Source organism: Nocardia sp. NPDC020380 (assembly GCF_044386975.1).
Taxonomy (GTDB): Bacteria; Actinomycetota; Actinomycetes; order Mycobacteriales; family Mycobacteriaceae; genus Nocardia.
Map to the genome: position 1 here is coordinate 54,088 of NZ_JBIRVQ010000027.1, position 14,161 is coordinate 68,248.

General features: G+C 67.8%; 12 protein-coding genes and 1 riboswitch. Of the genes, 10 read left to right on the forward strand and 2 right to left on the reverse strand.

The genetic code is table 11. The features are described from left to right. Positions 1-7 precede the first annotated feature (7 nt). The 8 genes from ACH438_RS44300 to ACH438_RS44335 all read left to right on the forward strand — a co-directional run bounded on the left by ACH438_RS44300 (position 8) and on the right by ACH438_RS44335 (position 8,476). Complete coding sequence (locus ACH438_RS44300; RefSeq protein ID WP_397016953.1) at positions 8-1,144, forward strand: sensor histidine kinase; 1,137 nt, start codon at positions 8-10, stop codon at positions 1,142-1,144. Further along, positions 1,141-1,788, forward strand: a complete 648-nt coding sequence (locus tag ACH438_RS44305) for a response regulator (protein WP_397016955.1) — start codon at positions 1,141-1,143, stop codon at positions 1,786-1,788. Before ACH438_RS44300 ends, ACH438_RS44305 begins: the two co-directional genes overlap by 4 nt. A gap of 31 nt (positions 1,789-1,819) precedes the next feature. Next, positions 1,820-2,380 (forward strand): HD domain-containing protein, encoded by a 561-nt coding sequence (locus tag ACH438_RS44310; protein ID WP_397016957.1) that lies wholly within the window; start codon positions 1,820-1,822, stop codon positions 2,378-2,380. 76 nt (positions 2,381-2,456) lie between these two features. Continuing rightward, a complete protein-coding gene (locus ACH438_RS44315) occupies positions 2,457-3,347 on the forward strand; it encodes a LysR family transcriptional regulator (protein ID WP_397016959.1) in 891 nt (296 codons plus the stop codon). Positions 3,348-3,498: 151 nt separating this feature from the next. Beyond that, the gene (locus ACH438_RS44320; protein WP_397016961.1) at positions 3,499-4,734 is read left to right on the forward strand and encodes an oxygenase MpaB family protein; all 1,236 of its coding nucleotides are present in this window, start codon (positions 3,499-3,501) and stop codon (positions 4,732-4,734) included. A 99-nt stretch (positions 4,735-4,833) separates the two neighbouring features. Further along, complete coding sequence (locus ACH438_RS44325; protein WP_397016963.1) at positions 4,834-6,210, forward strand: lipase family protein; 1,377 nt, start codon at positions 4,834-4,836, stop codon at positions 6,208-6,210. A gap of 268 nt (positions 6,211-6,478) precedes the next feature. Beyond that, positions 6,479-6,649 carry a hypothetical protein gene (locus ACH438_RS44330; protein ID WP_397016965.1) on the forward strand — a complete coding sequence of 57 codons (171 nt, stop codon included), beginning with the start codon at positions 6,479-6,481 and terminating at the stop codon, positions 6,647-6,649. Positions 6,650-6,814: 165 nt separating this feature from the next. Continuing rightward, positions 6,815-8,476, forward strand: coding sequence for a hypothetical protein (locus ACH438_RS44335; RefSeq protein WP_397016967.1), 1,662 nt, complete (start codon positions 6,815-6,817; stop codon positions 8,474-8,476). Positions 8,477-8,554: 78 nt separating this feature from the next. On the opposite strand, the gene ACH438_RS44340 is transcribed toward ACH438_RS44335, so the two are convergent. Further along, on the reverse strand, positions 8,555-10,309 hold the full coding sequence (locus ACH438_RS44340; protein ID WP_397016969.1) for an NRAMP family divalent metal transporter: 1,755 nt from the start codon (positions 10,307-10,309) through the stop codon (positions 8,555-8,557). A gap of 346 nt (positions 10,310-10,655) precedes the next feature. Continuing rightward, positions 10,656-10,835, reverse strand: a riboswitch (M-box (ykoK) riboswitch). A 333-nt stretch (positions 10,836-11,168) separates the two neighbouring features. Between ACH438_RS44340 and ACH438_RS44345 the strand changes: the two genes are divergently transcribed. Then, positions 11,169-11,888, forward strand: a complete 720-nt coding sequence (locus tag ACH438_RS44345) for a hypothetical protein (RefSeq protein WP_397016971.1) — start codon at positions 11,169-11,171, stop codon at positions 11,886-11,888. 35 nt (positions 11,889-11,923) lie between these two features. Continuing rightward, a complete protein-coding gene (locus ACH438_RS44350) occupies positions 11,924-12,877 on the forward strand; it encodes an aminoglycoside phosphotransferase family protein (RefSeq protein ID WP_397016973.1) in 954 nt (317 codons plus the stop codon). A 9-nt stretch (positions 12,878-12,886) separates the two neighbouring features. On the opposite strand, the gene dinB is transcribed toward ACH438_RS44350, so the two are convergent. Then, positions 12,887-14,113 (reverse strand): DNA polymerase IV, encoded by a 1,227-nt coding sequence (gene dinB, locus ACH438_RS44355; RefSeq protein ID WP_397016975.1) that lies wholly within the window; start codon positions 14,111-14,113, stop codon positions 12,887-12,889. Positions 14,114-14,161 lie beyond the last annotated feature (48 nt).

A 14,161-nucleotide genomic window follows, 5' to 3' on the forward strand; every position in this document is an offset into this window, starting at 1 on the left:
TGCCAGGGTGAGCCGACTGCACTTGATCCGACGAGTGATCGTCGACGTCGCGCTCGCCCTGGTTTTCGGCTTCATGGCGTACGAGAGCGTCCACACCAGTTCGATCGGCGTCCTCCTGCCCGCTGCGGGCCCGGCCATCGCGATCGCATCCGGCATCGCCCTGCTGTTCCGGCGGTACTACCCACTGCCGGTACTGACAGTTGTGTTGCTGGCGGACATCGCGGTAGGCACGACCTTCCCGGGGCTCCTTGCGATGTACACCGTGGTCGATCGCTATGGGAATCGGATGGTTACCTGGCTGTCGACCGTCGCTACCATCGTCGTGCTGTTGGTGCCATGGGCACCCGGCTGGACCGGCAGCCTCCTGGCGCCCCGAGCGGCCGTCCTGGTCCCGCTCATGCTGGCGTCGGTGGCACTCGGGCTGTGGACCAATCAGCGCCGCCAGACCCTCGAGGGCCTGCGCGAACGCGCCGAACAGGCCGAACGTGAACGCGACCTGCTCGCCGCCGCCGCGGTGGAGGCCGAGCGCATTCGCATCGCCCGCGAGCTGCACGATATTGTGGCGCACCGGATTTCGCAGGTCACTGTGCTGGCCGGGGCGCTCGAGGTGTCCGCCGACGGCAAGTCCGCCGAGATGGCCGGCACCATCCGCGAAACCGGTACCAAGGCGCTCAACGAGATGCGTGAACTGCTGGGCGTGCTCCGCGATTCCGATGTGCACGTGCCCTTGCGCCCGGCGCCGGATCTGGCCGCCGTCCGGGAGCTGCTCGACGAGGCCGTGGCGTCGGGGCAGCGGCTCGAAATCGAACTGCCCGAACCGCTTCCGGAGGTGCCGGGCCCGGTCGGCCGCGCCGTCTATCGCCTGGTCCAGGAGTCGCTCACCAATGCCGCCAAACATGCGGCGGGCGCGGAGGTCCGGGTGGCGATGCGGGTGCACGGCGCCGCGCTGGAGGTCGATGTCCGCAACGGTCGCGGTGATCGCATCTTCGTCGCCGCGCAGGGTTCCGGTTCCGGCCTGGTCGGCATGCGTGAGCGCGTCGTGCTGGCGGGCGGCACCCTGCACGCCGGGCCGCTCGCCACCGGCGGCTTCGCCGTGCACGCCAGATTGCCCCTGATTTCCGCTGAGACAGAGGAGGTTTCGTGATTCGGGTGGTGCTGCTCGACGACGAGGAGCTGGTGCGGCACGGGATCGCCATGATCCTGGAGGCGCGGGACGGCATCGAGGTGGTGGCCCAGGACACCGACGGGCGGAACATCGTCGAGCTGGTGCAGAAGCACCGGCCGGACGTGGTCGTCACCGATATCCGCATGCCGCACGTGGACGGGCTCGAAGTGACGCGGCGGGTGCGGGCGCTGCCCGACCCGCCCGCCGTGGTCGTGCTCACCACCTTCGGACTCGACGAATACGTCTATGCCGCACTGGAATCCGGGGCGGCCGGATTCCTGCTCAAGGACACCCCGCCGCGTGATCTGGCGCAGGGTGTGGAGGTGGTGGCGCGCGGCGACGCCATCCTCGCCCCGGCCATCACCAAACGCATGCTCACCGCCTTCGCCAGCGGTGCGGGGTCGCAGCAGCCCGAGGCCCGCGCGCAACTCGAACAGCTCACCGACCGGGAACGCGAGGTGGCGCTCGAAGTGTCCACCGGCGCGGGCAATGCCGAGATCGCCCGCACCCTGCACATGAGCGAATCGACGGTGAAGGTCCACATCAGCCGGATCATTTCGAAGCTGGCGCTGGAGAACCGCACCCAGATCGCCATTCTGGTGCACCGCGCCGGGCTCGGCTGACAGTTAACCCGGGCCGCGTAGGGTGCCCGGCGTGGATCGGAACCTCGCGCCTGTATCGACCGTCGACGAACTCATGACCCTGCTGGGCGATTGCGCCGGCAAATGGGACATGCCCGACCGCAGCGGCGATCCGGTCGACATCCTCGACCACGACAGCCAGTGCGCCGAACTGCTCCGCGAACAATTCCCCGACGATGAGGAACTGCAGGTCGCCGGGCTGGTGCACGATATCGGCCACGTTCTCGTCCCCGGCGACGACGCCGGTCACGGCCGCCATGGCTCGCACGCCGTGCGCACCCTGCTGGGGGAGCGGGTGGCCCGCCTGGTCGAACTGCACGTGACGGCGAAACGCTATCTGGCAGCGACCGACTCGGTACACGCCGCCGCGCTTTCCCCGTCCAGTCAGCGCACCCTGGTGGCGCAGGGCGGCCCCATGACCCCCGCGGAAGTCGCCGCCTTCGAGGCCGATCCGGACTTCCACGTCGCCATCGCACTCCGCAAGGCCGATGACGCCGGCAAGGTGATCGGCCTGACCGTCCACCCCCTGCGCACCTGGCGGCCCGTCATCGAGCGGGTGGCCGCCGCGCGCTGACACCGCTGGCTCGACGAGGCTGCCGGGAACCGAGCCATTTCGGGCATAGGGTTGGTCTATGCCACTATCCCCGCGAGTGCCTGACCTGGCCGCACTGGAACTGCTGCTCTCGGTGATCGAACTGGGCAGCCTGGGCCGGGCGGCGAAGGCGCACGGGATCAGTCAGCCGTCGGCCAGTTCGCGGATCCGGTATCTGGAGCAGCTGGTGGGCGTGCCGGTGCTGGAGCGGACCACGCTCGGTTCGCGGCCCACCGCGGCCGGGGCGCTCATCGCGGAGTGGGCGCGGGATGTGGTGGAGGCGGCGGCCCGGCTGGATGCCGGCATCGATACGCTGCGGGCGCAACGGGATTCGCGCCTGCGGGTGGCGGCGAGCCAGACCATTGCCGAGTACCTCTTCCCGAAATGGCTGATGGCCCTGCGGGCGCGCATGCCCGACACCTCGATCGCGCTGGAGTCGGGCAACTCCGCCGAGGTGGCCGCGTCGGTGCTGGAGGGCCGGGCCGGGATCGGTTTCGTGGAGGGCCCGCGGCTGCCGCGAGATCTGGAGAGCCACATCGTGGCCCACGATCGGCTGGTCGTGGTGGTGGCGCCGGGGCAGCGCTGGGCGCGGCGGCCGGAGATCACCGTGCAGGAGCTGGCGGCGACACCGCTCATCTACCGCGAGCCCGGTTCGGGTACCCGGAACTCGTTCACCCGGGCCATGACCGAGGCGATTCCGGAGTGGCAGCCGGCCGTGGCACTGGAGTTGTCCTCCACCACGGCCATCAAGACGGCGGTCGCACAGGGTCTGGCGCCGGCCGTGCTGAGCTCACTGGCCGTGGCCCCCGAGCTGGCCGCCGGCACGCTGGTGTCGCCCACGGTGACCGGCCTCGATCTGGATCGGGCCTTGCGTGCGATCTGGCCGAAGGGGCAGCGGCCCACCGGTCCCGCGCGGGATCTCTACGCCATCGCGCGCCGGCCTGTCTGATATCCCACTCGCTGCCGCCCTGATCAGGGCCGCGACCGGCCTGAGTGCGTGAGAGATTTTCTCTCGAGTCTTGTCATGCCCGCGTATCTGGTGGAGACTATTGCCAGATATCTGGTGAGTAGGTTCACCAGAACAGCGAAGGAGCTGCCCGATGACGCGCACTCGACCGATTCCGACCCGTCATCCACACGACCGGGCCCAGGTGCCCGTGCTCGGGCCGACGGTGAAGCTACTGGGCATCAAGCCGCCGACCGAAGCCGAATGGGCGACCATGGGGGAGGCCCTCACCATCGGCGACGAACCGATGGACGCCCTGGTCGACTGGATGTACACCGCCGGCATGGGGCAGGTCCGCCCGCTCTTCGATCAGGCCCTCGCGCACGGCATCGCGAACGTCCCCGACGCACCGGAACCCTTGCGCGACTTCTTCACCCAGGTCGAGAACCCGCCCGCCTGGGTGGATTGGGATCGGATCAAGCTGGGGGAGCGCATCTTCCAGTCCGCCGGGCTCGACGGCATCTACCTCGCCCGTGACGTCCCGTTCCTCGGCGGCTTCGTCGCCTCCGGCATCAATCGCACGCTGCTGCTCACCAATACCGGCAAGAGCGGCGCCACCGGCGGCGGCCAGCGTTTCGCCGAAACCCTGCGCTGGGCCCTGGATGTGATATCCGAGGACGGAATGCGGCCGGGCGGCAAGGGGTTCCGTTCCACGCTGCATGTGCGGCTCATCCACACCTTCGTGCGGCGGCACGTCTCGAAGCTGCCCGAATGGAGCGCCGAGGACTGGGGTGTACCGGTCAACCAGACCGATATGGCCGTCACCATGCTGGGCGCGCTCTACGCCCCGGCACTGACCGGCATGATGATGGGCAATATCTTCACGCCGCGCGAACTCGACGCCATCGCGCACCTCACCCGCTATGTCGGCTGGGTCATGGGCATCGAGGAACGCTTCCTGCCCAATGGTTTCGTCGATGCCACGCGGCAGCTCTACCACTATCTGACCGCCCTCACCGCGCCGGACGAGTCCAGCATGCGGCTGGCCCGGCCGATGGCCGAGGACCCGCTGACCTGGCATTACGAACATCTCGCGCCCTTGCGCCGCAGAATCGCCTGGGCGCAGCATCTTTCGATCAGCACCGCCTTCCTCGGCCGCGGGCGCATGCGTCAGCTCGGGCTGCCCGGGTATATGCCGCCCTGGTATCCGGTGGCGAAATTCCCGGTCAATCTGGCGCGTTCCGGTGCGGGCATTCTGGTGCCGGGGTGGCGTACCCGGCAGGCGCGGGCGGGCCTGCGCGCGCAGCACGAGTTCATGAGCACGCTGATCGGGCCGACGGAGGACGGGTCCATCGGTGGTTCGGTGAACTACATCGGGCACGCCGCCTGACATCGGGGGCTGGTTCGTCGACACGCCAAAACAGACCGTTCCGGTTTTGGCGGGTCGGGCCGTTGACTTTGTGACGGCGATCTCTCTAGCGTTTAGGAAGTGTTCACTCTCTTTCTTCGGGTCGCCGTGCTCACCGTCGTGCTCGGTCTCGCCGGGGTGGCCGGCGCATCAGCCGCACCGGCCGAGGTGCCGATCCAGCCGCTGCCGGTGATCGTCGTGCCACCGGAACTTGATTCCTTCTACAACGCCCCGGCCAATGTGGTCGCCGCGACCGAACCGGGCGGCATCATCAAGGCGCGGCAGATCACCCCGGCCTTCCTGTCGGTGCTGCCGTACAACGTCGACGCGTGGCAGGTGCTCTACCGCACCAACGACAGCCACGGCAATGCCATCGCCACGGTGACGACGCTGGTGAAACCGCGCGGGCCGGCCCCGGACGGCGGCTTGAAACTGCTGTCGTACCAGGTCGCCGAGGATTCGACCGCGCAGTACTGCACCATGTCGTATGTGGCGCAGCAGGGTTCGATACCCGCCGACTTCGTGAACTCCGCGGAGACCTCGCTGGCCATGGTGCTCGGGCTCTCGCAGGGCTGGGCGGTGTCCATTCCCGACTACGAGGGCCCGAATTCCGCGTACGGCGCGTCGATTCTGGGTGGTCAGGCGACCCTGGACGGTATTCGCGCGGCGGAGAATTTCGCGCCGTTGCAATTGACCGCGGGGGCACAGACTCCCGTCGGATTGATGGGTTACTCCGGCGGCACCATCCCGACCGGTTGGGTCGCCGAGCATCACCGCGATTACGCCCCCGAGTTGAACATTGTCGGCGTCACCATCGGCGGCGTCGTCATGGGCGATCTGAAAGCGGTGCTGCGCAGCAATAACGCGAACCTGGGCGCGGGCCTGATCGGCGCCGCACTGCACGGCTTCGCCACCGAATACCCCGAGGTCCAGCAGGTGCTCGATACCAAGTACGACTGGTTCGGCCGCTTCATGACCTCGATCAAGGGTGTGCTGTGCCACCCGCAGGGGTCGGCGCTGTTCCCGTTCTGGAACTACCTCGGCTCGTACACCGGCGGCGGTGATCCGCTCGACCTGCCCGAGCTCAGCAATGCCGTTGTGGCACAACAGCTGGGACAGAAGACGCCGGATGTGCCGATGTACATCTATCACGCACAGAACGACGAGTTCATCCCCATCGCGGGAACCGACCGGGTGGTTAACGACTACTGCCGTGACGGCGCTGACATCACCTACACGCGGGAATTCCTGGCCGAGCACATCATCGGTATCCCGGGCTGGTTGCCCGGCGGATACCAGTTCATCATCGACCGCATGAACGGTGTTCCGGCGCCGCACGGGTGCAGTATCACCAGCCCGACAAGTACCTTCACCAGCGGCGATTTCACGAATCTGCTGGCCGCGAAATGGCCTGCCATTGCCGGTTTGCTGACCGGTTTCCCGGTGGGCGCGCGATAATTTCCGAATGAGAGTTTCGGCCGCGATGTTTGGCCGCGGCCGAAACCGGTTAACCTGGGTGCGGTAGAAGGTTTGCCTAACGTTTCTACGCAGGATTCGCACCCCCAAGACTCAAGTGCGCCACCGGCTCCCACGAGCGGGGTTGGCGAGTTATGGTTTCGTTATGGTGCGAACCGCCGCCGCCGCTGCAGACCCGGACGAACCACAACGTCCGCTAGCAGTTCCGCGGCCACATCTCGAGGTTGTTCCCGAATCACCCGATTCCGAAGTGCCCGAGGCCCACTCCTTCGGCGCGAACGTCCTGACCGCCGCGGACATCGAGCGGCTGCCCTCCTCCGCCCGCCACCGCATCGCCGCCTTCATCCATCTGCAGGTGGCCGCCCTGGAAGAAATGCCGGAGCCCTCGCTCCCCGTCCTCCCACCCACCGAAGAGCTGTAGCGAATTCGGCTCCGCGGCTTCGCAGCCCGCGAAGACCCGCCCCCTCACCCCTTGTGCGCACCGACAGCCGGTGCGGCGTATTCCTGGGATTCTGCCGGATGGAACCGGCACTCCGGCCTGGCACAGTTCTTCTCTTGGAACAGGTCTCGCCGACACCGGAGCACCATGAATACGAGAAATACCGTCCGCGCGCTACCCGGACGCGCCTGCGCAGTGGTCGCACTGCTGGTCGGCGGCGCTCACACAGTCGCAATCTGTGGCGCTCACACCGTGGCCATCGCGCATGCCCAATCGGATCCGGCCACCTGGTACGTGAGCTCCGGCGCACCCGCCGGCGGTACCGGTAGCGCCGATTCCCCCTTCGAATCCCTCGCCCGCGCAGAGACTGCCGCGCAGGACGGCGACACCATCGTGGTGCAGCCCGTCGCGCGCACCGCACCCGCACTGGACGGCGGCATCGCACTCAAACCGGGACAGCACCTCATTGGCGGCGGACCGGCCGTCCTCGGTGCGTCGGCGGACGCGGCCCTGCCGCGCATCACCAATACCACCGGCAATCTCGACGGCGATGCCGTGCGGCTCGCGCCCGGCGCGGAGGTCCGGAACCTGGTGATCGCGGGCGCGCGGCGCGGCGGCATCTACGGCCTCGACGCCGCCGGCGCGGTGATCACCGGAAACGATGTCTCCGCAACGAATCAGGAATGCGGTGACGGATTCATGATCGGGCCGTTCTCGCTGCCGCCCACACTGGCGGTCGGCGCCAGCGCGCCGCCGGTGCCGGACTTCCTCACTCTCAACAATGGGTGGGCGGGCATCATGACCGACTTCGACAGTGCCGCCGGTGAGGTGCACATCGACGGAAACGTCGTGCACGACACGGCCTGCGGGGACGGCATCGACCTGCGAGCGCGGGGGACCAGCCGGATCGACGCCCGCATCAGCGGAAACACCGTGCATCACGTCAATCTCGGGCTCGCCAAACTGTCCTTGCTCGCGCTCGGCGTGCAAGCCGACGGCAATGCGCGGCTCACCGCCGAGCTGGACGGCAATACCCAGACCGAGATCGCCTCGCCCGCAACCTCGCTGCTCAACAACCTGGCCGACAGCGAAGGCGTGTTCCTCAACCCGCTCGGGCAGGCGCACCTGGATGTCAGCCTCTCGCACAACACCTTCCGGAACGGCTACGGGAACTTCTCGGCCAACGGCCTGGAATACGTCACCACCAGCGGCGCACCCGAGAGCCGGGTCCGGGTCACCGACAGCGATTTCGACACCGTCGCCGGCGACATCATCGAGAACTACAACCTCAGCACCGACGGCGCCCGGCAATCCCTGACCCTGGACCGGGTCGGCGCGCACCACTCGACCTTCCCGGGCGCGGCCCTCAACCCCGTGGTCCCGGCCAATCTCGGAAGCTGCGTGGTGACAACCAACTTCGGGCGCACCGCGCACACCGACCTCACCATCGCCGACTCCGACCTCGGTGACTGCAGCGCCGACGGCATCGGCCTGGTCGCCTACACCCCGACCGGCCCCGAGCCCAGCACCGCCGAACTGACCTTCGACATCCACGACACCACGCTGAACGGCGCCGCGGCACACGGCATCAACATCATCAACGTCGGCGACACCGCCATCCTGCACGGCGCCATCGCCCGCACCACCCTCACCGCCGCACAGGAGGAACTCCTCCGCACCAATAGCAGCGATGGCCGGATCGGCAGCGCCGCATTGAACATCGACCACACAACCGTCGACGGCAGACCCCTGAACTGCCCCATCACCGACCCGAAGGTCGACCTGACCGGCATCCCCGCCACCTGCTGAAATCGCCCTCCCGAAACGACTTCGCGCCGGACACCCCAGGGCGTCCGGCGCGAAGTCGTTGTTCGGATCGTTCGGTGGCTAGCCGGTGATCTGCTGGAAGATCTTGACGCCCACCAGGATCACGGCGATCAGCAGGTAACCGCGGAGTGCGATCATGCCCGCCATGCGGCCCATGGAGAAGGCCGGCCGGTCCAGCGTGGCCAGCGCGGGGGTGCGCCAGGTGTCGCGGTCGGTTTCGCGGATCGCCTTGCGCTCGGCCTTGGTGAGTGGCGTCGCGTCGAGCTCCTCGACCTGATCCGGGTCCAGGCCGCCCAGTTCGGCCGCGGTGCGCTCGGTGGCTTTGCGCCGGCCGCGCTGCCAGGCCAGCAGCATGGCCGCGCCACCCAGCACGCCGATCAGCGCGCCCACTCCGAAGCCGACCTCGAGAGTCAGCGTGGACAGGTTCGGGAAGAACGTGGCGGCGGTCAGGGCCAGCGACAGCAGCACCAGCGACCACACGATCACACCGGCGACGATGTTCTGCCGCACCGTGTTCACCCACGGCCCGAGCACCGCCTTGTCATTGCAGAGCAGCACCAGGAACACCGTGGCCGAGGGCAGCAGGACACCGGCCAGGGCCTGCACACCCTGGGTCAGCAGACCCAGCACGTGATCGGGGCTGAACGCCACCGCGCCCGCGACGGCCAGCAGCGCCGCGTAACCCGCGTAGAAGGCCGGGGCTTCGCTGATCTTCCAGTGCAGCGAGTGCCGCTTGCCGAGGGTGTCGCCGAGCGCGTACGTGGTGGCCAGGCCGACCGCGTTCGCGCCGATGAGCGAGGCGTCCAGCAGCAGGATCGCGAACAGCGCGCCCACGGTCGGGCCCATGTGGTCGTGCAGCGCCTGCGCCACCGCGCCCGCATCGGTGAAGTTGCCGATCGCGTCGGTGCCGGCCAGGCCGAAGGTGGCGGCGGCCATGATGGCGATCGCGCCGATCATCACCACGACGATGCCGACCCACAGGTCGATCCGCTCGTACTTGATCCAGCGCGGTGTGATGCGCTTGTCGACGATGTTGGACTGCTGGAAGAACAGCTGCCACGGCGCCACGGTGGTGCCCACGATGGAGACGATGAGCAGCAGCAGGGTCGAGTTCAGGCCGCCCGGGAAGGACGGGAGGAAGCCGTGCGCGGTGTCCTTGACGCTCGGGTGCACCATGATCGCGAGGGGGAACATCACGATATTGATGGCGATGAGCGCGAAAAGGAAACGCTCCCAACGCCGGAACGAACCGCCCGCCACGACCGCGAACAGCAGCAGCGCCGCGAGCGGCACCGCGATCCACTTCGGCAGCCCGAAGTAGCCGAGAGCCATTGACACACCGATGAATTCGGTGACGATGGTCAGCGCGTTGACGATGAACAGGTCACCGACGCTGAACGCGCCCCAGAACTTGCCGAAGCGATCGAAAATGAGTCGTGCGTGTCCCACGCCGGCGACCGCGCCGAGGCGGACCACCATCTCCTGGTTCACGTAGAGCACGGGGATGAGCAGTACGAGGGTCCAGACCAGGGCCATGCCGTAGTTCTGCCCGGCCTGCGCGTAGGTGGCGACGCCACCGGCGTCGTTGTCGCCGACCATGACGATGAGGCCCGGGCCGATGATGGCCAGCAGCATGCGGAGTCGCTGCTTGCGCGAACGCCCTTCGGCGGAGTCGTGCATCTTGATGGTGCCCAGGGCGCCCACGATGTCGCCGACGTGCGCGCTGTCCATGACGGCGCCGGTCGGCTGGTGGGTGTCGGCTGGTGCGGTGACGGTGGCAGTGCGGCGGCCGGAGCCGTTCGCGAAGAAGGCCATGATCCTTCCCTCGCTTTCGATCAAAGGTACTTCGGCATGCGGAAGGTGCCGGTTGCCACCGGATTTCGGGCACACGTCAATTACCCGGGCATACTCGAAGACACCTCGCAGCGGCGAATGGATCGCCGGAAAGGCCGAAAGTGATTGCGGGTCAGTCGTCTACCGATTCGCGGCAAGCCGGGAACGAAAGAACTCTGTAGTCCGGACTGGGATAAGGACTATCGCCGGAACTCATTTGTCGTCCCTCACCTCCTTGCCGTCGGGACGCACGCGGACGCCATGTACCTGGTCGCGTCAGTCCTCACGGACGGCAAGAGGGAAACACGGCCGCGCCGAACGGCGAAGCCCCGCACCCCTCTCGTCAGAGCTTCGGCACTGCACGACGTATCCGGGGGCTCGCGGCCCGGGGAAGCCACTTAGGATCACCCCTTAATCCGGGGTGATCTGTCCTAACCCTGGGCGTCTCTCGACGTCGTCGGATCAGTGGCCTGTGTTCGTACAGGAGCCTCGCCTAGCGAGGTGCTGACTGGGCAATATTGGGCTCCGCCAACGAATATGTCAAATCAGCCCGGTCGGTTCCTTCGGATCGCCTGGGGCCCAACGGGCCTCGTGAAATGCGGATATCCGATACTGCCCGTTATATCCGACTTTGGAATTTGTTTACTCTTCGTTCACCATCGGTATGTTCAGGTTTACGGTTCGGATATAGGGCATTGAAACCGATATTCCCCATTGTGTGTCCCACCACTTCAGGACAAACGTCCATTGCAGATGGCTATGAACAAACTTAAGGTTTGCTTGGAACTAGCTAATCCTGCGATAAATCCTGATACCGCAGGGCTGAGATTGAGGGGAAATCGTGCTCGAGACCAAGCTTGCCGCGTTCGCCGCGCTCGCTTCGACGGTATCGGTGATCGCCGCCGGTGCCGCTCATGCCGACGTTGATGCACAGTCGGACAATGTAATTCACTACACCGCGTCCGCCACCGGCGACGGCGCCCAAATCTCCACCGATATCGGCTCACTCGCGGTCGAGAACGGCGCCTTCGAAATCAAGGCCCCCGATGGCCAGGTGATTGCCGGAACCGAATTATCCTTCCGAGTGGACGATTTCGTGTTTCCCATCGCCGCGGCGATCCACGACAATTCCGCGACGCTGACCCCGCTGTTCGACCTGCCGCACGCGCTCTACCGCCCGGTGGACCTCCCCTTCCAGGACACCGCCCCGTGGAAGTCCCCGTACGACCGTGAGCAGGCCGCCTGGAACCGCATGAAGGACACCATCTCCACCGGCGCCGTCATCGGCACGACGGTCGGCCTCATCGGTGGCGGCGTGGTCGGCTGCGCCCTCGGCGGCCTCGCCGTCGGCAGCGGCGTCACCCTGGCCACCGGCATCATCGGCGGCCTCTTCACCTTCCTGCCGGGCGCCGTGGTGGGCTGCCTCGTCGGCGCGGCGGCCATGGCCCCGCTCGGCGCCATCGCCGGCGCGATCGCGGTGACCGCTCCGGTGGCCATCGCGGCCGCGATCCAGTACTTCACCACCATCAACGCCCCGTTCAACCCGGCGCCCGCCAAATAAATAAGGCACACCGCAGTCGCGCGTAGGCTGGCCGAGTGTTGACCCCGCCCAGGGATCTACCCTCCGACCGCCTGCGCGCCGTGCTGTTCCGGCACTGGTCCATTCACGCCGAGATCCTCGAATATGTGCCGCTGGGATTCGGCAGTCACCATTGGCGCGCCGGTGACGGTGACCGCGAATGGTTCGTCACCGTGGACGAATTGGCCACGCCCCGGCAGACGGCCTTCGAACGATTGACCGCGGCCCTCGGCACCGCGCGGGCACTGTGCACCGCCGGACTCGACTTCGTCGTGGCGCCCGAAACCGGCACGGACGGCGCCGTATCGGCCAGGGCCGGAACGCGATTCGCGGTGTCCTGCTACCCGTACCTGGCCGGTGAGCATTTCGATTGGGGCGAATTCCGCGACGAGGGGCAGCGGCAGGCGGTCTTCGACATGATCGTCGGGGTGCACGGGGCCGCCGTACCCGGCGCCGCTCGAACCGACGACTTCACGATCACCCACCGCGCGGAGATCGACGCCGCGCTCGCCGGTCATGTGGCCGACGAGGGTCCGTACGCCGCGCCGATGGTCGACCTGCTCGCCCGCCGTGCCGGGGCCCTGCGTGCCGAGTTCGCTCGCTACGACGCCCTCGCCGGAGCCGCCCGCACCGCCTCGGCGCGGGCGGTCGTCACGCACGGAGAACCGCACGCGGGCAACACCATCCGGACTTCGGAGGGCTGGCGGTTGCTCGACTGGGATACCGCTCTCGTCGCCCCGCCCGAACGCGATCTGTGGGATCTCGACCCCGGCGACGGCTCCCTCCTGGCGGCCTATGCGCACGCCACCGGCGTGGACCCGCGACCGGAGCTCATCGAGTTGTACCGCCGCCGTTGGGATCTCACCGATGCCGGCGAATACGTCCACCGTTTCCGTCGCCCGCACACCGACTCCGCCGACGACGCGCAGTCCTGGTCCAACCTGGTGGAGCTGATCGACGGGATGTCCTGATCTCGCCGATCAGTCGGGGAGCATGGGGACCGACAGGCCCTCGCCTCGATGGAGGAGGGCGGCGCGGGTTACCGCACCCGAACCGAAACGGTCGCGCAGGGCATCCAGGGTCGAGTCGAGGGTGGACTCGGCGCGATGTTCCAGCGGCAGCGACAGTTGCATGGTGTCGGCATCGTCGAGGTTGGTCAGGGCGACGCCGATGAGTGTGAGGCCGCGTTCGTGGATGAGCGGCCGCGCGGTGGCCAGCAGGGTGCGGGCGGCATCGAGGATCACCGCGCTGCGGTCGGTGGCCTCGGGCAGGGTGTGCGAGCGGGTGGCGCGGCCGAAATCGTCGAATCGCAGGCGCAGCACCACCGTTCGGCAGACCCGGCGGGCGCGGCGGAGGCGGTGGCCGAGCCGGTCCGCGAGACCGTGCAGATACGTCTCGATCTCGTCATCCGTGCGATCGCGGCGGCCCAGGGCGCGTTGCGCGCCGATCGAGCGGCGGCGGCGACCGGTTTCGACGCGCCGCGGATCACGGGCCCAGGACAGGGCGTGCAGATGGCGGCCGGCGGCCGGGCCCAGGGCCGCGGCCAGCGGTCCTTCGCCTAGTTCCGCGAGCTGGCCGACCTTGGTGATGCCGCGCTCGTGCAATTCCCGCGCCGTCACCTCGCCGACGCCCCAGAGGCGCTCGACCGGGAGCGGGTGCAGGAACTCCAGTTCGCCGTCGGGCGGAACCTCCAGCAGCCCATCGGGTTTCGACACCGCGCTGGCCACCTTGGCGAGGAACTTGGTGCGCGCCACCCCGACCGAGATGGGCAACCCGACCTCCACGCGGACCCGTGCCCGCAGGTCGCGCGCAATATCCATGGGCGACCCGGCGATTCGCCACAATCCGCTCACGTCCAGGAAGGCCTCGTCGATGGAGAGTCCCTCCACTTCCGGTGTGGTGTCCCGGAAGATCTCGAAGACGGCCTTGCTGGCCTGCGAGTAGGCGGCCATGCGCGGCGGCACCACGATGGCGTGCGGGCACAGGCGCAGCGCCTGCCGCGCGTTCATGGGTGTCCGAACCCCGAACGCCTTCGCCTCGTAGCTCGCGGCGAGTACTACGCCGCCGCCCACGATCACCGGTCGCCCGCGCAGGCGCGGATTGTCGCGCTGTTCCACCGATGCGTAGAAGGAGTCCAGGTCGGCGTGCAGAATCGCCGCCCGCTCCGGGCGGTCCCGGCTGCCCGCATCCGAACCCGACACGAACATATGTTCGCATACTCATCGGTCGGTTGTGTGGGCTACCGCGGGAACGCC

Coding starts and splice junctions, on each gene's coding strand:
- ACH438_RS44340 (WP_397016969.1), bottom strand. CDS start 10,309: ATGGCCTTCTTCGCGAACGGCTCCGGCCGCCGCACTGCCACCGTCACC.
- dinB (WP_397016975.1), bottom strand. CDS start 14,113: ATGTTCGTGTCGGGTTCGGATGCGGGCAGCCGGGACCGCCCGGAGCGG.
- ACH438_RS44320 (WP_397016961.1), top strand. CDS start 3,499: ATGACGCGCACTCGACCGATTCCGACCCGTCATCCACACGACCGGGCC.
- ACH438_RS44335 (WP_397016967.1), top strand. CDS start 6,815: ATGAATACGAGAAATACCGTCCGCGCGCTACCCGGACGCGCCTGCGCA.